Annotated in this window: 17 protein-coding genes; 9 read left to right on the top strand and 8 right to left on the bottom strand. The window is 58.6% G+C overall.

Annotation, left to right across the window (positions count from 1 at the left end):
- The first annotated feature begins 627 nt into the window (after nt 1-627).
- Together H6B30_RS06880 and fucP are read left to right on the top strand one after the other, a co-directional pair.
- Complete coding sequence (locus H6B30_RS06880) at nt 628-2,541, top strand: DUF2264 domain-containing protein (RefSeq protein ID WP_205109027.1); 1,914 nt, start codon at nt 628-630, stop codon at nt 2,539-2,541.
- 58 nt (nt 2,542-2,599) lie between these two features.
- On the top strand, nt 2,600-3,988 hold the full coding sequence (gene fucP, locus H6B30_RS06875; protein ID WP_205109026.1) for an L-fucose:H+ symporter permease: 1,389 nt from the start codon (nt 2,600-2,602) through the stop codon (nt 3,986-3,988).
- Between the two features lie 374 nt (nt 3,989-4,362).
- Here the strand turns inward: fucP and H6B30_RS06870 are convergent, their stop codons facing one another.
- Nucleotides 4,363-6,870 carry a YfhO family protein gene (locus tag H6B30_RS06870; protein WP_205109024.1) on the bottom strand — a complete coding sequence of 836 codons (2,508 nt, stop codon included), beginning with the start codon at nt 6,868-6,870 and terminating at the stop codon, nt 4,363-4,365.
- Between the two features lie 151 nt (nt 6,871-7,021).
- Here H6B30_RS06870 and H6B30_RS06865 point away from each other — a divergent pair, with 151 nt between their 5' ends.
- Both H6B30_RS06865 and H6B30_RS06860 read left to right on the top strand, forming a co-directional pair.
- Nucleotides 7,022-7,708 carry a 5'-methylthioadenosine/adenosylhomocysteine nucleosidase gene (locus tag H6B30_RS06865; RefSeq protein ID WP_205109022.1) on the top strand — a complete coding sequence of 229 codons (687 nt, stop codon included), beginning with the start codon at nt 7,022-7,024 and terminating at the stop codon, nt 7,706-7,708.
- A gap of 53 nt (nt 7,709-7,761) precedes the next feature.
- Entirely contained in the window at nt 7,762-8,241 is a 480-nt protein-coding gene (locus H6B30_RS06860; protein WP_205109020.1) for an S-ribosylhomocysteine lyase, read from the top strand.
- A gap of 251 nt (nt 8,242-8,492) precedes the next feature.
- Here H6B30_RS06860 and typA read toward each other — a convergent pair whose 3' ends face one another.
- Nucleotides 8,493-10,295 (bottom strand): translational GTPase TypA, encoded by a 1,803-nt coding sequence (typA, locus tag H6B30_RS06855; RefSeq protein WP_205109019.1) that lies wholly within the window; start codon nt 10,293-10,295, stop codon nt 8,493-8,495.
- A 602-nt stretch (nt 10,296-10,897) separates the two neighbouring features.
- Here typA and H6B30_RS06850 point away from each other — a divergent pair.
- From H6B30_RS06850 to rpsO, 4 genes are all read left to right on the top strand, one after another.
- Nucleotides 10,898-11,443, top strand: a complete 546-nt coding sequence (locus H6B30_RS06850) for a CD225/dispanin family protein (protein ID WP_205109017.1) — start codon at nt 10,898-10,900, stop codon at nt 11,441-11,443.
- Nucleotides 11,444-11,498: 55 nt separating this feature from the next.
- On the top strand, nt 11,499-11,765 hold the full coding sequence (locus H6B30_RS06845) for a CD225/dispanin family protein (RefSeq protein WP_205109015.1): 267 nt from the start codon (nt 11,499-11,501) through the stop codon (nt 11,763-11,765).
- A gap of 175 nt (nt 11,766-11,940) precedes the next feature.
- Nucleotides 11,941-12,324 (top strand): DUF2752 domain-containing protein, encoded by a 384-nt coding sequence (locus tag H6B30_RS06840; protein WP_205109012.1) that lies wholly within the window; start codon nt 11,941-11,943, stop codon nt 12,322-12,324.
- Between the two features lie 217 nt (nt 12,325-12,541).
- Entirely contained in the window at nt 12,542-12,811 is a 270-nt protein-coding gene (rpsO, locus tag H6B30_RS06835) for a 30S ribosomal protein S15 (RefSeq protein ID WP_205109011.1), read from the top strand.
- 224 nt (nt 12,812-13,035) lie between these two features.
- Here the strand turns inward: rpsO and folK are convergent, their stop codons facing one another.
- The 6 genes from folK to H6B30_RS06805 form a co-directional block, all read right to left on the bottom strand.
- Nucleotides 13,036-13,464, bottom strand: coding sequence for a 2-amino-4-hydroxy-6-hydroxymethyldihydropteridine diphosphokinase (folK, locus tag H6B30_RS06830; protein ID WP_239483710.1), 429 nt, complete (start codon nt 13,462-13,464; stop codon nt 13,036-13,038).
- Nucleotides 13,465-13,484: 20 nt separating this feature from the next.
- Nucleotides 13,485-14,645, bottom strand: a complete 1,161-nt coding sequence (queA, locus tag H6B30_RS06825; protein WP_205109009.1) for a tRNA preQ1(34) S-adenosylmethionine ribosyltransferase-isomerase QueA — start codon at nt 14,643-14,645, stop codon at nt 13,485-13,487.
- Between the two features lie 4 nt (nt 14,646-14,649).
- Nucleotides 14,650-15,369, bottom strand: coding sequence for a tRNA pseudouridine(55) synthase TruB (truB, locus tag H6B30_RS06820; RefSeq protein WP_205109007.1), 720 nt, complete (start codon nt 15,367-15,369; stop codon nt 14,650-14,652).
- Nucleotides 15,369-16,223 (bottom strand): undecaprenyl-diphosphate phosphatase, encoded by an 855-nt coding sequence (locus H6B30_RS06815; protein WP_205109005.1) that lies wholly within the window; start codon nt 16,221-16,223, stop codon nt 15,369-15,371. Before H6B30_RS06815 ends, truB begins: the two co-directional genes overlap by 1 nt.
- A 1-nt stretch (nt 16,224) precedes the next feature.
- Nucleotides 16,225-16,503: a DUF3098 domain-containing protein gene (locus H6B30_RS06810; protein WP_205109003.1), complete on the bottom strand. Its 279-nt coding sequence runs from the start codon at nt 16,501-16,503 to the stop codon at nt 16,225-16,227.
- A gap of 152 nt (nt 16,504-16,655) precedes the next feature.
- Nucleotides 16,656-17,534: a cell division protein FtsX gene (locus tag H6B30_RS06805; protein ID WP_205109001.1), complete on the bottom strand. Its 879-nt coding sequence runs from the start codon at nt 17,532-17,534 to the stop codon at nt 16,656-16,658.
- A 271-nt stretch (nt 17,535-17,805) separates the two neighbouring features.
- Between H6B30_RS06805 and H6B30_RS06800 the strand changes: the two genes are divergently transcribed.
- A complete protein-coding gene (locus H6B30_RS06800) occupies nt 17,806-18,582 on the top strand; it encodes a radical SAM protein (RefSeq protein WP_205109000.1) in 777 nt (258 codons plus the stop codon).
- Nucleotides 18,583-18,640 lie beyond the last annotated feature (58 nt).

Raw genomic sequence — 18,640 nt, 5'->3', positions numbered from 1 at the left:
AAATAAAACATGCAGAAAAAAGCCTCGTCAACACTCGACCAAACAGAAACGGAAAACCCGTAAGGGCTTCGAAATTCAACAGAACGGGCCGTGTCGGATTGGCAAACGGCACTGATGGCAACGCCGAACGGCATATATAGCGATGCCGAACGGCCCTCATTGGAAGCTCGGCAACACGGCATAGCCCTGCCTAAGCAAGCCCTCGAGGGACTAAAACGTGCCGTTTGGCCGGGGCATGGCGTTGCCCCGGGGGGCCACGACAGCCATTTTCATTGCACAGGCAAGCCATCAGCACGCATAAACAAATGCAGGACAAGGGGTTGCAATTGCACACGCCACAACGGCGCAAAAGCGTTGCCACCGGCCGACGGATGCGCTGACAGCATTCTCACGAGACTGTTTGTAAACGAAATTCAGCAGCGCCACACACGCCACAACGCCCCGCCACATTGGTCTAAATGTGGCCACCACTCTATGCTTTGGCAAATTATCCTACAGAAAGGGCCGCATATTGCACCAAAAATTAGTATTTTTGCAGTTGTAACGCCACAGGCATGCCGTTGCCGACAGAAGCCGCCAACGGGATGACAAGGCGCACACCTGCATGACAACCAATGACTCAAGACAATGAATAAAGCATTTTTCCTCACCTTGTCGCTGGCCATAGCCACCACGCTGTCGGCTATGGGAGCCGGCAATGTGTTTAAAGTAGACAACCCCGACAGCAAGCTCAGCCCTTATACGGGCATGACGCGCCGACACTGGATAGAAGCCGACAAATACTTGCTCGAAGGCGCTTTCGGCCACATACGCTCGCTTGACGACCCGATGTACTTCGACCGGCTGGGCAACGTGTGCTATCCGAAAGACAACAGCCGCGTGCGCGGGGCAACGCTCGAAGGCATGTGCCGCACCCTGTTCCTGGCTTCGCCGCTGCTGCGCGAAGACTCTACGCTGACCATCAACGGCATACGGCTGGCCGACTACTACCGCCGGCAACTGTCACTGCTCGTCGACCCGGACAGCAAGCAGTATGTTGCGCACCGCGGCAACCGCGGCCCGTGCCAGGACTTGGTGGAGTTCGGCGCGCTGGGCATATCGCTCTTCATCTGTGGCGACGTGCTCTGGGAACCGCTGCCCAAGGCCACCCGCGACTCGCTATACTCTATGATAGAGAGCTATGCCGACGGCCCGACCATACCGCAAAACTGGCGCTTCTTCAACGTTTTCCCCATGTCGTTCTTCAAGTCGAAGGGTTACGAGGTCAACGACTCGCTGCTCGTGAAGTACGTACGCCTGCTACAAGGCGACTACCGCGGCGACGGCTGGTATCTCGACCACCCCAACTACGACTTCTACTCGATGTGGGCATACCAGCTCTACGGCGAGCTCTGGGCCCGGTTCTTCGGCCGCGAGCACTACCCGGAGCTGGCGGCGCAGTTTGAAAAGAACTTCGCCGAGATGTACCGCAGCTATCCGCGCATGTTCGGGCGCGACGGACACATGCCCATGTGGGGCCGGAGCAACATGTACCGCTTTGCCGCCGCGGCGCCATTGGCATGGGGCGATGGCATAAACTACGGCTGGATGCGACGCATAGCCTCCGGCTGTCTGCTGCAGTTCCTGCAGAACCCCGACTTCATCTATGCCGACGGAGTGCCCACACCGGGCTTCTACGGCCTCTTCGACCCCGTGCTCCAAGGCTACAGTTGCCGCGGAAGCGTCTACTGGTGCGCCAAGGCGTTCCTCCCGCTGATGCTCCCCGAGAGCCACCCTTACTGGAGCGACACCGAGAACGAGGGCTTCTGGGCCGGCATGAAGGCCGGCGAGGTGGACAACCTGTGGCTGCCCGGGCCGAAGATGCTGATAACCAACTACGCCAACAGCGGCGCAGCAGAGACGAGGGCCTTCTGCGACTACGACACCGAACGGCGCGGGGCTGAGAAGTTCCGCGGCTCGGAGCAATACAACAGACTGGCCTACAACACGCTGTTCCCGTGGATGGCCGACGGCAAAAACGGCGAGGTGGCCATGGCATACGTAGTGAAGAACGCCAAGGGGCAGTGGGAGCCTATGCGCCGATACACCACCACGGGATATGCCGACGGCACGCTTCACCGCACGGTGTGGCTGCAGAGCGACAAGCGTTTCACCATGAGCCTGGCCGACAAGACGCTGCCCGACGGCATGATGCGCTCCGACTCGGTGACCGGCTGCGCCACGCCCACGACACTGAGGCTGGGCCACTACGCCCTGCCAGAGCGCGACACGCCGATAAAGGAGGCCACAATAAGCCTGAAAAACGGGCTGAAAGCCTACACCATTTACAACGGACGCCACTCGCTGGCGCTCGTACCCATCAAGGGATGGGGCAAGGTGGAATACGTCAGGACCGAGGGGCTGCACCCCGAAACGCGATTCGCCGAGACGATAAACGCCACAGCCGACGTCAACGGGCCCACCGAACTGAAGACGCTCATGCTCTTCAAGGAAGGGCAGTTTGACCGGAAAAGCATAGAAAAAGCCATAAAGCAATTATGACAGACAGCCGGCATGGGCAAGCGCCCGTGCCGGCTACATCGTTTAAGAATCTATTTATATGCAAACTGACAGACACTACTCAAACATAGACGACAACGGCGCGAAAAGGCCGGCCGACGGACTTTTCACCAAAAACGGCGCCAGTTTCCTGCTGCCTTTCGCGGCAATCACAGCCTGCTTCGCCCTGTGGGGCTTTGCCAACGACGTGACAAGCCCCATGGTCAAGGCCTTCTCAAAGATATTCAGGATGAGCGTCACCGAGGGCGCAATGGTGCAGGTGGCTTTCTACCTGGGCTATTTCGTGATGGCGTTCCCCGCCGCCATGTTCATAAGGCGGTATTCGTTCAAGGCCGGAGTGCTCGTGGGGCTGTCGCTGTATGCCGCCGGGGCACTGCTGTTCTTCCCGGCCAAGGCCATGGGGGTGTACGCCCCGTTCCTGCTGGCCTACTTCGTGATGACGTGCGGCCTGTCGTTTCTCGAAACCAGCTGCAACCCCTATATCTATTGCATGGGCAGCGAGGAGACGGCAACGCGGCGCCTCAACATGGCGCAGGCGTTCAACCCGATAGGCGCACTGGCCGGAATGTATGTTGCCATGGCCTTTGTCCAGGCGCGGATGAACCCCATGCCCACGGCTGAACGGCTGACGCTGCCCGACGAGGAGTTCAACATGCTGAAGGAGCAAGACCTCGACGTGCTCATACAGCCATACCTCTTCATTGGCATCGTGGTCATAGCGCTGCTCATACTGATACGCCTGACCAAGATGCCCAAGGACGGCGACGCGCCCACAGACAAGAGCCTGCGCACCTCGCTGGCTGAGCTGGCGCGCGTGCGCAACTACCGCGAGGGCGTGGTGGCGCAGTTTTTCTACATCGGGGCACAGGTGATGTGCTGGACATTCATCATACAATACGGCACCCACGTGCTCATGGGCGAGGGCATGGAGGAGCATGCGGCCGAGATACTGTCGCAGAAGTTCAACATAGCGGCCTTGGTGCTGTTCACGTGCAGCCGCTTTGTATGCACGTGGTTCCTCAGGTACGTCAGTCCCGGGCGCCTGCTGACGGTGCTCGCCGTGGTGGCCGTGGTGGCCGTCTGCGGCGTCATCCTGTTCACCGACCGGCGCGGACTCTACTGCCTCGTGGCCGTCAGCGGGTGCATGTCGCTCATGTTCCCCACCATCTACGGCATAGCCCTGCGCGGCCTGGGCGACAATGTGAAGATTGGCGGGGCCGGCCTGATAATGTCGATACTGGGCGGTTCGGTGTTCCCGCCGCTGCAGGCGGCACTCATCGACGCGGGCTTCACCGTGGCCGGACTGCCTGCCACCAACACGTCGTTTGCCGTGCCGCTGGTGTGCTTCGTGGTCGTGGCCGTCTACGGGCAACGGGCTTACCTGCGCGAAAAGAAGCGCAAGCCGCGGGCTACAGCACACACCGAGTAGCATTTTTTTACCTTCGGCCCTACCCTCTGCGCCCCACTGCCAACCATCTGGGCGCCAGCCACTTGGGCTGCAGGGCCGAATAGCCTCGCAAAAAGGGCCGTTCCGCATTTCGGAACGGCCCTTTTTGCACCCTGAAACGGCCCATGCTGCAACACCATACGGCATCTACGGCAGGGCGGCATACCTAATGTCGGGAAATCGGACAGCAACCGCCCGGCGCCCGTTAGCAAGCCCACTGACGGACGGCAGACCCTGCCCATACGGCATAAACGACGCCCGCACGCAACGAAGAGGCCGGATGGGCGCCGCCGGCCATGCGCCCTTGCGCAACAGCCCGGCAACAACCATCCGGCCATCGATATGTCACAACCGCCTTATCCTTCTGCGGCCGGCCCGCCCTTGCGGCGCTTGCGCCACTCGAGATAAACAAGCAAAAGCACCACCACGGCAAGTATGGCGTAGGCCGCATAGGCTATTGTCTCGGTGGCATCGACCGACCTGGGGAAGAACTTCAGCTCGACGGTGTGGCGGCCGGGCTTGACGTTGATGGCGCGCAGCACGTAGTTGACACGCCCAACCTCTACCTCCTGACCGTCGACAGTGGCCGTCCAGCCCGGGTAATATATGTCGGAGAACACTATTACGCCGCCCTTCGACGAATTGACGTCGTAGGTCAGCTTAGTGGCATCGTAAGCGGTGAGCCTGACAACGCTCGTGCTGTCTTGCGTCTGGCTCTGCCCGAGGCAGTCGGCAAACTTCTTGTCGGCCACAGCCTCGTGGCGCAGGCTTACCTTACCCACCATTTCGAGCTCTTGGTTGGCGTTGTCGACATAGCTTACCTTGTCAACAAACCATGCATTGCCATAGGCATAGGGGTTTAGCAGCGGCACGGTTTGCCCCGACTGCAGCGGCATTATGAAGTACTTGGCGTTGAGCATGTTGAGCACGGGGAATATGCTGTCGCCGTTGATTCGCGTCATGTCGCCTGCATTCTCGGCCACGGCAGCAAACAGCTTCTGCATCTCGGGCGAGATGTATGCCTCTATCAGCTCCTGGTAACGGCGCAGCTTGGCGGCGTGGTAGCCGCCTACGCTCTTCAGGTAATACGATGTCTCGTTCTCGTTGAACGTGTTCGTGGCAAGGTTGAGCACGCGGTAGTAGAGCTGCTTGTCCTGAAGTATCTGCTGCTCGGTCTGCGTCATCTCCACCGGGGCGGTGCGCACGCTGGCGTCGACAAACATATCGTCGTGCAGGTAGCGCTTGTTTACCTGCCACATGTCAATAAGGCAGAGCACCGTGACGGCCCCGACCATGTAGGAAGCCTTAAGCTTGCGCGCCTTGAAGAGCAGCAACAGCAGCGTGCCGGCCACCACAATCCAGAACGACCGCCAGCAGTCGGCAGTGAAAATGGCCTTACGCATCTCGGTGAGGTTGGCCAGCAGCGGCTGCAACTGGTCGGCGGGAATCTGCGACATGGCCTGCATCTCAGCCGACGAGACGTATTCGGGGAAGAAAAGGCCCGGCATCAGCGCGAACAGCAGGGCCATGCCGCCCGTCAGGCCGAAGCTCACGTAGACGAGCTTTATCTTCTTCGTGAGCAACTCGGGCTCGTCGACAAGCCTCTTCAGCGCCAGCATGGCCAGCAGCGGGATGGTGAACTCGGCAATGACGAGTATTGAGGCCACCGTGCGGAACTTGGCGTACATGGGCACATAGTCTATGAACAGGTTGGTGAACCACATGAAGTTGTGGCCCCACGACAGCAGCACGGAGAGCACGGTCGAGGCAAGCAAGGCCCACTTCATGGGCCCCTTGACGATGAACAGGCCGAGAATGAACAGCATCAGCACGAAGGCGCCCACGTAGACCGGGCCGCTCGTGCCGGGCTGCTCGCCCCAGTACTGCCCCAGTTGCTGGTATATCTGCACGTAGTTGTTGTCGGCGTGCTCCATGGCCGTCTCGTTGAGGCTCAGCGGCACCGATGCCCCGCCCTTGGCGTTGGGCACGAGCAGGGTCCACGTCTCGCCCACCCCGTAGCTCCACTGGGTGATGTAGTCGCGGTCGAGGCCGCTGCTTGTCTGGTTGGCCGTATGCTCCTTGACCAGCTCGCTCTTGCCTCGCATCGACTCATGCGAGTATTCCCACGTGTGGTAAAGGTTTGAGATGTTCATGCAGATGCCCAGCACGGCGGCGGCGGCACACACACCCGTGGCCTTTAGGAAAGCCGCCATGCGGCGCTTCCGTATGGCGTCGACGAGGAAAGCCACTATCATGAAGAAGATGATAAACAGGTAGTAGTATGTCATCTGCACATGGTTGGCGTGCACCTCAAGGCCGGCAAACAAGGCCGTGAGTATGAAACCCCACAACAGCTTGCCCCTGTAGGCCAGCACAACACCGGCAATCATCGGCGGCAGATAGGCCAGGGCCATCACCTTCCAGATGTGACCTGCGGCTATGATTATGAAGAAGTAACTGCTGAAAGCCCATACGATGGAGCCCAGCACGGCCAGCGACTGCCTGAAATTGAAGGCCCGCAGCAGTATGTAGAAGCCAAGCAGGTAGGCAAACACATACCATACGTAGTCGGGAAGCCACAGGTGGTAGGCCGTCTCGACGGTCGAGAGGATGCCCGAACTGTCGTACGACGGGGCGATTTGGTAGGTGGGCATGCCGCAGAAAAGGGTGTTGGTCCACCGTGGGGTCTCGCCCGTGCGGGCACGATAATCGGCAATCTCCTGGCCGGAACCGCGCCCGGCCGAGGCGTCATGCTGGTAAAGGATGCGCCCTTCCGTGTCTGCCGGGAAGAAATAAGCGAACGAAAGAACCGCAAACAAGAGCACTGCCAACACATCGGGCAGGCATCGTTTCAATGTCTTCATCTATATAATTGTTTTTATTATTGGTTCAATTCACGGGTGCAAAGATACGTTTTTTAATTCAAAAAGCACCAAATGGCATTGCATAACATCGGCCTCAAAGACATAATTCATATTTATTTGCTATCTTTGCACCATCAAATCAAGACACAAAATGAGAATAGGCATAGTCATAGCTATGGACAAAGAGTTCGCCCAGGTGTGCTCGATGCTGGGCGAAGTGAAGCAAACGGCACGGCGGGGCAAGACTTACACCACCGGCACCATAGGCAGCAACGAGGTCGTGATGGTGCAGTGCGGCATCGGAAAAGTGAACGCCGCCATATGGACGACAGACATGGTGAACGCCTTTAGCCCCGACGTGGTCATCTCGACGGGCGTGGCCGGCGGTGCCTCGACGGCCCTCAACGTGCAGGAAGTGGTGGTGGCAACAGAGTCGTGCTACCACGACGCCTACTGCGGCAGCGACCAGCAGTACGGCCAGATAATGGGCATGCCGCCTCGGTTTGCCTCTGACAAAGCCCTGCTGCGGGCGGCCTCGGCCATCGACTGCGGCACGAAGATAACGCCGGGGCTCATCGTCACGGGCGACTGGTTTGTCGATTCGCGCGACAAGATGCGCGCCATCGTCGCCCACTTCCCCGAAGCCATGGCCGTAGACATGGAGTCTGCCGCCATAGCACAGGCCTGCCACCAGTTCGGGGTGCCGTTCATCAGCTTCCGGATAATAAGCGACATACCGCTCAAAGACGACAAGGCAAGCCAGTACTTCGACTTCTGGGAGCGCATGGCCGACAGCTCTTTCCACGTGACAAGGGCCCTGTTGGAAAGCATATCGTGACTTGCGGCAGCAACAGACAACAGACAGCACAACCACACCAAAACGTTATTGAGATGGACAAGATACCAAGTTTCACAATCAATCACAACCTCCTGCTGCGCGGCATATACGTTTCGCGCAAGGACAACGTGGGCGGCGAGACCGTGACCACGTTCGACATACGCATGAAAGAGCCCAACCGGGAGCCCGCCATGCACCCCGGCGCCCTGCATACCATTGAGCATCTGGCCGCGACATACCTCAGGAACGACCCCGAATGGCGCGACCGTATAGTCTATTGGGGGCCGATGGGATGCCTGACGGGCAACTACCTGCTCGTGAAAGGCGACCTGGAGAGCCGCGACATCGTCGACCTGATGCGCCGTACGTTCGGTTTTGTTGCGTCGTACGAGGGCGACGTGCCAGGCGCCGCGCCCAAAGACTGCGGCAACTGGCTGCTCCACGACCTGCCGATGGCCCGGTGGGAGGCCCGCAAATACCTGACAGAGGTGCTCGAATGCATAAAGGACAAGAACATGGCCTACCCTGAATAGGCCTCAACCACAACAACAGCGCCGCCCGGCCACCCCCGTTGGGGATGGCCGGGCGGCGTTTTCCGACACAATGCCATACATTTCCAACACAGCCGACGTTGCCATGCAAGGCCACCGTATGGCAAGCAAAAGGGCAAAGGCCTGACCGAGCCGCACGGCCTCAAGCCATGCCCCAATCCGCCTTTGCCCTGTTGTCGCATTGCGGCACCGGTGCCGCAACAATCCAGCTGCGTATATCCTGGCCCAAAGCCTTACGACTTCTGGCTCTTCTTGCGCTCGTTGTGGTCGAGTATTATCTTGCGCATGCGCATGCTCTTCGGCGTTACCTCTACCAGCTCATCCTCCTTGATGTACTCCAAGGCCTCCTCGAGCGAGAGCACGGTGCGGGGTATTATGCGCGCCTTGTCGTCGGAACCGCTGGCCCGGGTGTTCGTCAGCTGCTTGGCCTTTGTAACGTTCACCACGAGGTCGTTGTCGTGAACGTGCTCCCCTACGACCTCGCCGGCATACACCTCCTCGCCCGGGTCGATGAAGAACTTGCCGCGGTCTTGCAGCTTGTCGATAGAGTAAGCATAGGCGGTGCCCGTCTCCATGGCAATCATCGAGCCGTTGATGCGGCGGCTGATGTCGCCCTTGTAAGGCTGGTATTCCTTGAACCTGTGGGCCATGATGGCCTCGCCCTGGCTTGCAGTGAGCACGTTGGTGCGCAGGCCGATGATGCCCCTAGACGGCACGTCGAACTCGATGTTCACCCGGTCGGCCTGGCTCTCCATCGAAGTCATCTCACCCTTGCGCCTGGTAACCATGTCAATCATCTTGCTTGCAAACTCTTCGGGCACGTTGATGGTAAGCTCCTCGATGGGCTCACACTTCACACCGTCAATCTCTTTGTATATCACCTGTGGCTGGCCCACCTGCAGTTCGTAGCCCTCGCGGCGCATGGTCTCTATCAATACCGACAGGTGCAGCACTCCGCGCCCGCTCACTATCCACTTGTCGGTGCTGTCCTCAAACTGGCGCACGCGCAGGGCGAGGTTCTTCTCAAGCTCCTTCTGCAGGCGGTCGTTGATGTGGCGGCTGGTGACAAACTTGCCTTCCTTGCCGAAGAACGGCGAGTCGTTGATGGTGAACAGCATGCTCATGGTAGGCTCGTCGATGGCTATGGGCGGCAGCGGGTCGGGATTCTCGAAGTCGCAGATGGTGTCTCCAATCTCGAAACGCTCAAGGCCGATGATGGCGCAGATGTCGCCGCTGGCCACTTCGGGCGCCTTCACATGGCCCATGCCCTCAAACGTGTGCAGCTCCTTGATGCGCGTCTTCTCCATGGAGCCGTCGCGGTGGGCTATGGTGACATTCATGCCCTCGCGCAACACACCGCGGTGCACGCGCCCCACGGCAATGCGGCCTGTATAGTTGGAGTAGTCGAGCGACGTGATGAGCATTTGCGGCGTGCCCTCAATCACCTTCGGCGCCGGGATAACCTCGACAATCTTGTCCAGAAGGTAGTTGATGTCGCCCGTGGGCTCCTTGTAGTCTTCGCCCATCCAGCCGTTCTTGGCCGAGCCGTAGACCACGGGGAAGTCGAGCTGGTCTTCGGTGGCGTTGAGCGAGAACATCAGGTCGAACACCATCTCGTACACCTCTTCGGGGCGGCAGTTGGGTTTGTCGACCTTGTTTACCACCACTATGGGCTTCAGCCCTATCTGCAGGGCCTTCTGCAGCACAAACCTCGTCTGCGGCATAGGGCCCTCAAAGGCGTCGACGAGCAGCAGACAGCCGTCGGCCATGTTCAACACGCGCTCCACCTCGCCGCCGAAGTCCGAGTGGCCCGGGGTATCTATGATGTTTATCTTCGTTCCTTTCCAATTGATGGAGACGTTTTTCGAGAGGATTGTTATGCCCCTCTCGCGCTCCAAGTCGTTGCTGTCGAGCACTTGCCCGCTGAGGTCTTGCCCGTCGCGGAACAGGTTTCCGGCGAGCATCATCTTGTCCACCAGCGTTGTCTTTCCGTGGTCAACGTGGGCAATGATTGCTATGTTTCTGATGTCTTGCATTGAGTTGTTACCTTAAAAACCGCTGCAAAGTTACACATTTTAATCCACAATAAATAATCATGCGCGGTATTTTTAACACGCACGGGCAAAATATGTCTGTTGCGCAAGGCCTGCGCCGGCACGCCACCACGGCCGGGCGAGAGCCTACCTGCGCAACGCGAAATATACTGACACGCAACGGCAGCCGTACGGCCAGGGCCGTTTTGCCAAACAGGACGGCCCGTTTGGCAGTGCAAAACGGCCCAAACGGCAAGCCAAAACGGCCCGTTCTGCACAGCCATGACCAAGGCAAGGCAAACAGGCTGTGGCTCAACCGGTTGCGCAAAGTGCCACGACATGACTAAAAACTCACACCACATGGCGCCACACCATGTGGCGACGACGCAGCCAAGCCACACCGCCACCACCCCGCCCGCAGCACCGCAAACGCCCGGCAGGGCTGGACGACAAACCGGGACATACCGAAAACCAGCACAAATTAGCAGCGAAAACAACCGAAATGAGCAACGCCACTGCATCACAACATGCCGAATTGAAACATTTTTCATGTTTTTTCATTGCCGTTTGCAATTTTATTCGTACATTTGCATAAGGCTTGGAGCATGGGAGGCAAGGCAAAATGCCACGCCACGGAGCCACAACGCAATACCGGGCCGACACTAACGAACATACAGACCGACATGGACTACTACATCATCAAAGACAACCGGAGGCAAGGCCCTTACTCTATTGAATACCTGAGAGAAACAGGGCTGACACAAGACACAAAGGTATGGCGCGAAGGACTGGACGGATGGACAGACGCCGCCGACGTGGCCGAGCTGGCCGAGTTTGCACTGCCTGCAGCCCCGCCGCAGGTGGACGCGCCGCAAGACAGCAAGGCCGAGGCCACCCGCCCGCCCATGCCCAAGACATGGCTGGCCGAATCGATAGTCGTGACGCTGCTGTGCTGCATAGTGTTCGGAGTGATAGCAATAGTATATTCATCACAGGTGGAAAGCAACTACCTGCAAGGCAACTACGAAATGGCCGAATACAAGTCGCGCCAGGCGCGCAACATGGTGTTGTGGGGCATTGGCATAGGGGCCGGCGTGGCAGTACTGTACATAGGCTTCATCGTCATGGGCGCATTGCTCTCTGCGCTGTGACCCACCTGCAAACGACCGTCAACAATTATCAATAACAACTTAAAACAAAGCTATCATGGAAGAAAACGTACAACCAAAGACGTGGCTCGTTGAGTCAATCCTCGTGACCCTGTTCTGCTGCCTGCCGTTCGGCATCGTTGGAATAGTCAACGCAGCAAAGGTCAACTCACTCTACGCATCGGGCAACATAGAGGCTGCGCAGCAGGCCAGTGCCACTGCCGCCAAGTGGACAAAGATAGGATTCATAGTGGGTATAGTGGTCATCATCGTCTATGCCATCGGCTACGGCGTGATGCTGAAGTCGGCACTTCCCGACATGTAGGCGCTACCGCGCGGCGCAGCAGAGCACGGCAGGCGCCGCAAAGCCAAAGCAAGAAAAGCCACAAAGGCCCATCACGCCACAGCGGATGGGCCTTTGCCATGGCCGGGCGATGGGGCGGCAGGCCGCGCAGGCCACTGCCCGCCGCCACACCCGGCAACAAACAGCAAACCAAACAATGACGAAAACAGCAAGAATAGCCACAACGGCACTCGCGGCATGTGCCATAGCATTGGCCGGGGCGGCCTATTTCGCGCTCGACCCGGCCACGAACGCCATATTCCCACGGTGCCCGTTCCTGACGCTGACGGGCCTGAAATGCCCGGGATGCGGCTCGCAAAGGGCCATCCACTGCCTGCTGCACGCCGACATCAGGGGGGCGGCCGCCTACAACTTCCTGCTGGTGGCCTCGCTGCCGGCCGTGGCCCTGCTGCTGGTAGGCGAACTCGTGAGAAAGCGCCGTCCGGGGTTTTATGCCGCGGTCAACAACACCAAGTTTACCGCTGGCGTGCTGCTGGCGGTGACAGGGTGGTGGATATTGCGCAACATAATGGGCTGGTGAGCGCAGCGGACAGCACCGCCGAAGGGGCCCGAACACTAAATATATGTTAACGCGCCACCAATTACATGCTGACAAACAGCGTAATATGAATAAAAATAAGTAACTTTGCAACCGCAAATTCGGAAAGTCCGATGCATTCGACGATGCGGCCGTTGTGATTAAGGCTGCCGGCATCAGAAGGATGTAATTATCAAACAAATTAATCAAACAAAAAACCATGTATTTAGACAAGGCAAAAAAGGAAGAGATTTTCGAGCAGTATGGAACGTCAAAGACCAACACAGGGTCGGCTGAAAGCCAGATTGCGCTGTTCACATACCGCATCGCCCACCTGACAGAGCACCTCAAGAAGCACCACAAGGACTTCGTGACCGAAAGGTCGCTGACCAAGCTCGTGGGCAAGCGCCGCGCACTGCTCAACTATCTCTACGACCGCGACGTAAACCGCTACCGCGCCATAATCAAGGCTCTCGGCCTGCGCAAGTAACAGGCAAACGCCAGGCGGAAAAGGAAAACAGGCAGGAAGCACCGGCAAAAACGGAGCTTCCTGCCTTTGCTTTTGCCCCACGGCAAGCAGCCGCAGCAGCCAGGGGGCCGTGGCGCGGAGCCGGCCAGACATATGCGAAAGGCGCCACAGGCAGTGCAGCACTGCCTGTGGCGCCTTGTTTCATGGCCAAGCGGACGCATGCCCGCTGACAGGCCAAAAGCCCGTCAGCGCCCCAATATCTCGTTGAGGGGCATCATCACGAAGTCGCGCTCGTGCATGAGCGGATGCGGAATCTTGAGGTCGGGCTCGTCGACGGTGATGTCGTCGTAAAGCAAAATGTCGATGTCGATGGGCCTGTCGGCATAGCACCCGCCAACCGACTTGCGCCTCCGGCCGAGCTCGCGCTCTATGAGCTGCGTCTGCTCGAGCACCTGCCGCGGGCTCAGGGCCGTGCGGCAATGCACCACGTAGTTGACAAACATGTGGTCTGACTCAAACCCCCACGGCTCTGTCTCATACAGAGCGGAGCGGCCCACCACCTCGCCAACTAGCTCGCCAATCCTGTCGGTGGCAGCGGCCAAGGTCTTTGCGCGGTCGCCGATGTTGGCCCCGAGGCCAAGATAGACATCGTGGAATGCCATGCCTTCACTCATGTCGCATGCCTCCGGCCACGTCAGTCGTCAAGTATGAGCAGCGCATCGCCGTAGCACCCAAACCTGTAGCCATTCTTGACCGCCATCTTGTAGGCCTCCATCACGAGCTCGTAGCCGCCAAAGGCAGCCGTGGCCATGAGCATGGTCGACTCGGGATGGTAGAAGTTGGCCACCATGCTGTTGGCCATGCCATAGTCGTAGGGCGGGAAGATAAACTTGTTTGTCCAGCCGTCAAACTCTTTCAGCAGCCCGTCGGTGCCCACGGCAGTCTCAGTGGCACGTGCCGTGCTCACCCCGACAGCGCAGACGCGGTGGCCGGCCTGCTTGGCCTCGTTGACCACGCGGCAAGCCTCGGCACCCACAATCATCTGCTCGGAGTTCATCTTGTGCTTAGTCAGGTCCTCCACCTCGATGGGCTCGAAGCTGCCGAGGCTGCAATGCACGGTGATGAACGCCTTGTTGATGCCGCGAATCTCCATCATCTTCATCAGCTCACGGCTGAAGTGCAGCCCTGTGGAAGGTGCAGTGACAGCCCCCTCGTTCTTGGCGAAGATGGTCTGGAAGTTCTCCATGTCGTCGGCTGTGGCAGGCCTGCGGTCGATGATGTAGCGCGGCAGCGGTGCCTCGCCCAAGGCAAAGAGCTCGCGCTTGAACTCATCGTGAGGGCAGTCATACAGGAACCTGAGCGTGCGCCCGCGGCTCGTGGTGTTGTCGATGACCTCGGCCACCATCGGCCCGTCGTCGTTGAAAAACAGCTTGTTGCCTATGCGTATCTTCCGGGCCGGCTCAACCAGCACGTCCCAAAGGCGCAGTTCTTCGTTGAGCTCGCGCAGCAAGAACACCTCAATCTTTGCGTCGGTCTTCTCCTTGGTGCCGTAGAGTCGGGCCGGAAACACCTTGGTGTCGTTGAAGATGAAGGCGTCGCCGTCGTCAAAGTAGTTCACTATGTCGCGGAAACCGAGGTAAACGGGATTGCCATCGGCATCCATCATGTCGTTGCCCTCGGCGTCTTTCTTGCACATCTCTATACTATTGCTCTTGCGGTGGGCCACCATCAGGCGGCACTCATCGCGATGGTACACCTTGTCGACGGTGCCGTCGGGATTGGGGAACGCGCGGAACGGCGGCTCAAGGGCCACCTGCGCCTCTGGCAACTTAAACTTGAATTGTGTCAGTTTCATATATTCAATCTCCTTTCAGTATATTGTCTTCAATGTCCTGTCGTTCGAGCCACGCCGGGAAGTCGTCGAGCGTCACGCAGTCTTCGGCCCTGACGGCGCCGATGCGCGTGCGGCGCAACGACGTGAGGAAGGCTCCGCTGCCCAGCTCGCGGCCTATGTCGCGGGCCAGGGCGCGTATGTATGTGCCCTTGCCGCAGACCACCCTGACGGCAAGCCTCATGCGCGTGGCATCAAAATCCATAAGCTCTATCTCGTCGATACGCAGCGTCTTGGGCTTGAGCTCCACGTCGCGCCCCTTGCGCATCAGGCTGTAAGCCCGGGCCCCGCCCACCTTGCAGGCAGAGTATTCGGGCGGCACCTGGCTTATCTCACCCACAAAACGGGCCAGCGCGGCCTCGACCTTGGCGCGCGTGATGTGCGCCGTGGGATAGGTGGCGTCGACGGTGTGCTCCATGTCGAAGCTCGGAGTGGTGGCCCCGAGCTGCATGGTGGCCACATACTCTTTGGTGGTGAGCTGCAGCCTCTCAATCTCTTTTGTCTTCCGACCGGTGCAGAGTATGAGCACGCCGGTGGCCAACGGGTCAAGCGTGCCGGCGTGGCCGGTCTTGAGCCGCTTCACGCCGAGGCGCTGGGATATGAGGTAACGCACCCTTGCCAACGCCCCGAAGCTCGACATACCGTAAGGTTTGTCAAGATAGATGTACTCTCCCTCGGTGAAATTCATTATGCCATCTCAAGTGTGTGGCCAGTGAACAGCAGCGCAAGGATGACCAGCCCGACGATGATGCGGTACCAGCCGAATGCCTTGAAGCCGTATTTTGTCACATAGCTGATGAAGAACTTTATGGCAAGCATGGCAACGACGAATGCCACGAGGTTGCCTACGATGAGCGCCCCGAGGTTGTTCATGATTATGTCGGTGCCGCCTTCGCTGAAGAGCTTATACATCTTGTAGACCGTGGCGGCAAACATGGTGGGCACGGCGAGGAAAAACGAGAACTCGGCCGCGGCCTTGCGGGTGAGCTTCTGGGCCATGCCGCCCACGATGGTGGCCATGGAACGCGAAACGCCCGGTATCATCGAGATGCACTGGAAGAGGCCCACCATGAACGCACGGCGCTCGGTCATCTTGGTGCTCTCGCTGCCGTTGCCGAACAGCTTGTCGCAAAAGAGCATGAACACACCGCCAACCACGAGCATGATGGCCACAACCATGACGCTCTCGAGCATGGCGTCGATCATGTCGCTGAACAAAAGCCCGAGCACGGCGGCCGGGATGAAGGCCACCAGGAGCTTCCAGTAGAAGTCGAACTTGTGGAGGAAACGCTTGACAGCCGAAGCCCCCTCGGGCAGCGGCTCACGGTTGAGGCGGAAGAAACGCTTCCAGTAGAGCACCACCACAGAGAGTATGGCACCAAACTGGATGATGAACGTGAATGCCTTGACAAACACGGTGCTCTCTACGCCAAGCACGTTTTGGGCAATTATCATGTGGCCTGTTGACGACACAGGCAGGAACTCGGTGAGCCCCTCGACGATGGCGATGATTATCACCTCGAGCAATGTCATGTCTCCCATCTTACTCTGCCGTTGCCTCCTGGGTTGGTTCTACACTCTCTATGGCCTCGCCTGCAACAGACTTTGGCTTGCGGATAATGGCGTAAACCATGCCGACAAAGCCGACAAGGCACACAACGGGAGCCACCTTGATGCGGCGCGCACTGAAGATGTCGGGGTTATACACGTCTTCAGTCGACCCGGGCCCGCTCATGAGCACGAAGCCGACTATCACTATTGCCATGCATACTGCCAGCAATATGAAATTCGTACGGTCGAATGCTAAATTTCTCTTGTCCATTATAATTAAACTAATACTCTTATCAAAAACCAATATGCAAACGCCCCCACGGCGGCAGACTGCGACGCGCGCCGGGCCGCAGCCGGCTGCTTGCAGCCGTGGCTGCGGCCACGCAATGGCGCCCCCGCGTGGCTGCCGGAGCGGGTGGCAGGCTAAATCTTATACAAGTCGCCGGCCGACATGCGCAGGAACTTGTTGACCGAGATGCAAGAGCACAGGGTGGTGATGACTATGCCGAACACAAACACGGCAACCCCGGTGATGGCAAGCTCGCGCCATGTGACCACGGCCACTATCGAAGGCTCGTAGGTATAGAGCAGGTAGGCCCCGCCGCCAAGCACACCGCAGGCCAGCACAGCGGCCAGCAGGCCTATGCCTATGGCATTGCGCAGGAACGGGCGACGTATGAAGCCCCACGAGGCACCGACAAGCTTCATCGTGTGGATGAGGAAACGGCGGGAATAAACGCTCAGTTTCACGGTGCTGTTAATCAGGGAGAACGAGACACACGTGAGCAGGACGGCCAGCGCAAGCAGCACCACGCTGAACTTGCGCAGGTTGTTGTTGACGCTGTCCATGAGGTCTTCCTGGTAAGCCACGTCGGTAACACGGCTGTCTTTCATGAGCTCGGCCGATATCCAACGGAGCGAATCACGGTTGGCATATTCCGACTTCATGCGCACCTCGAGCGTGGCCGAGAACGGGTTGAAGCCGAGAAACTCTGACGGGTCGGCGCCCATGGCGGCCGTCTGCTCCCGCTGGGCCTGCTCCTTGCTTATGTAGTCAACGTTGCGGGTGTAACGCCGGCGGTACATGTCGCGGCACATCAGGCGCGCCTGATTGTCGGTCACGCTGTCGGCCAACATCACCGTCACCGTGAGGTTTTCCTTAACGTAGGCCGAAAGGTTGCGGGCCGTGAGCACGAAAAACACCAACAGCCCAAGCAAAACGAGCACCATTGTGGTGCTTATACACAAAGTAACCACCTGCAGCCCATGGCGGCCGCCGGCTCTTTTACGTCTCTTTCCCATTATCTTAGCAGGATGTAATACATCTTAGATTGTGCAAAGTAACAAAAAAATCCGTTCACGGGCAACTGATTAACTACTATTAACAACGGGTGTCGCATTATTTTGTATACCTTTGCAGAAGACAAGATGCACCCGGGCAAGAGTGGCAATGCCACGCCTTCGGCCCCGGTCTTGGCACGGCGGCGCGGCCGAAGGCGCCGGCCGGGCCCGAGGCCGGGCATCTGGCGGTGCCGGACTGCACCTTCAACGTATTAACCAAAAGAAATGAATCATGAGCACTGTGATATACCCTTCGCCCATTTTCGGGCCGATACACAGCCGGAGGCTGGGAGTATCTCTTGGCATCAACCTGATGCCGGCCGACGGCAAGATTTGCACTTTCGACTGCATTTACTGTGAATGCGGACTGAACGCACAAAGGCGACCAGCACTGCCGAGACCCACTCGGGAAGAGGTGGCTGGCGCTCTCGAGGCAAAGCTGAAGCAGATGGCGGCCGAGGGGCTGCTGCCCGACGTGCTGACGTTTGCCGGCAACGGCGAACCTACGCTGCACCCCGACTTCGCAGCGATAGTAGGCGACACTATATGCCTGCGCGACAGGTATGCACCGAAGGCAAGGATTTCGGTGCTGAGCAACTCGACGGCGGCCCACAGGCCCGACGTGCGCAATGCGCTCATGCGGGTTGACAACAACATTCTGAAACTCGACACGGTAGACCCGGGGTATATCAACCTGGTGAACCGACCGGCATGCAGATTCAATGTGGACGACGTGGTGTCGACGCTGAAGTCGTATGAAGGGCACCTGATAATACAGACCATGTTCATGAAAGGGTCTACGGGGGGCGTGAGCGTTGACAACACGGGCGAGGAATATGTAGGCCCGTGGCTTGATAAGGTGGTGGAGATTGCGCCGCGTGAAGTCATGATATACACCATTGACCGCGAAACGCCCGACCACGGCCTGAAGAAAGCCACACGCGACGAACTCGACGCCATCAGAGACAGGGTGATTGCTGCGGGCATTCCGTGCACAGCTTCATATTGAGCCCAATCGGCCATCATATCCGCCGGGGATGCGCCTTTGATGCTTATCACGGCACTTA

It is taken from the genome of Marseilla massiliensis (assembly GCF_016899955.1).
Classification (GTDB): Bacteria; Bacteroidota; Bacteroidia; order Bacteroidales; family Bacteroidaceae; genus Prevotella; species Prevotella intestinigallinarum.
This window is presented reverse-complemented; position numbering and strand designations above follow the sequence as displayed.

Coding starts and splice junctions, on each gene's coding strand:
- H6B30_RS06860 (WP_205109020.1), top strand. CDS start 7,762: ATGGACAAGATACCAAGTTTCACAATCAATCACAACCTCCTGCTGCGC.
- H6B30_RS06850 (WP_205109017.1), top strand. CDS start 10,898: ATGGGAGGCAAGGCAAAATGCCACGCCACGGAGCCACAACGCAATACC.
- H6B30_RS06800 (WP_205109000.1), top strand. CDS start 17,806: ATGAGCACTGTGATATACCCTTCGCCCATTTTCGGGCCGATACACAGC.
- H6B30_RS06870 (WP_205109024.1), bottom strand. CDS start 6,870: ATGAAGACATTGAAACGATGCCTGCCCGATGTGTTGGCAGTGCTCTTG.
- rpsO (WP_205109011.1), top strand. CDS start 12,542: ATGTATTTAGACAAGGCAAAAAAGGAAGAGATTTTCGAGCAGTATGGA.
- H6B30_RS06815 (WP_205109005.1), bottom strand. CDS start 16,223: ATGGGAGACATGACATTGCTCGAGGTGATAATCATCGCCATCGTCGAG.
- H6B30_RS06840 (WP_205109012.1), top strand. CDS start 11,941: ATGACGAAAACAGCAAGAATAGCCACAACGGCACTCGCGGCATGTGCC.
- H6B30_RS06865 (WP_205109022.1), top strand. CDS start 7,022: ATGAGAATAGGCATAGTCATAGCTATGGACAAAGAGTTCGCCCAGGTG.
- fucP (WP_205109026.1), top strand. CDS start 2,600: ATGCAAACTGACAGACACTACTCAAACATAGACGACAACGGCGCGAAA.
- truB (WP_205109007.1), bottom strand. CDS start 15,369: ATGAATTTCACCGAGGGAGAGTACATCTATCTTGACAAACCTTACGGT.
- H6B30_RS06810 (WP_205109003.1), bottom strand. CDS start 16,503: ATGGACAAGAGAAATTTAGCATTCGACCGTACGAATTTCATATTGCTG.
- H6B30_RS06880 (WP_205109027.1), top strand. CDS start 628: ATGAATAAAGCATTTTTCCTCACCTTGTCGCTGGCCATAGCCACCACG.
- folK (WP_239483710.1), bottom strand. CDS start 13,464: ATGAGTGAAGGCATGGCATTCCACGATGTCTATCTTGGCCTCGGGGCC.
- H6B30_RS06805 (WP_205109001.1), bottom strand. CDS start 17,534: ATGGGAAAGAGACGTAAAAGAGCCGGCGGCCGCCATGGGCTGCAGGTG.
- queA (WP_205109009.1), bottom strand. CDS start 14,645: ATGAAACTGACACAATTCAAGTTTAAGTTGCCAGAGGCGCAGGTGGCC.
- H6B30_RS06845 (WP_205109015.1), top strand. CDS start 11,499: ATGGAAGAAAACGTACAACCAAAGACGTGGCTCGTTGAGTCAATCCTC.
- typA (WP_205109019.1), bottom strand. CDS start 10,295: ATGCAAGACATCAGAAACATAGCAATCATTGCCCACGTTGACCACGGA.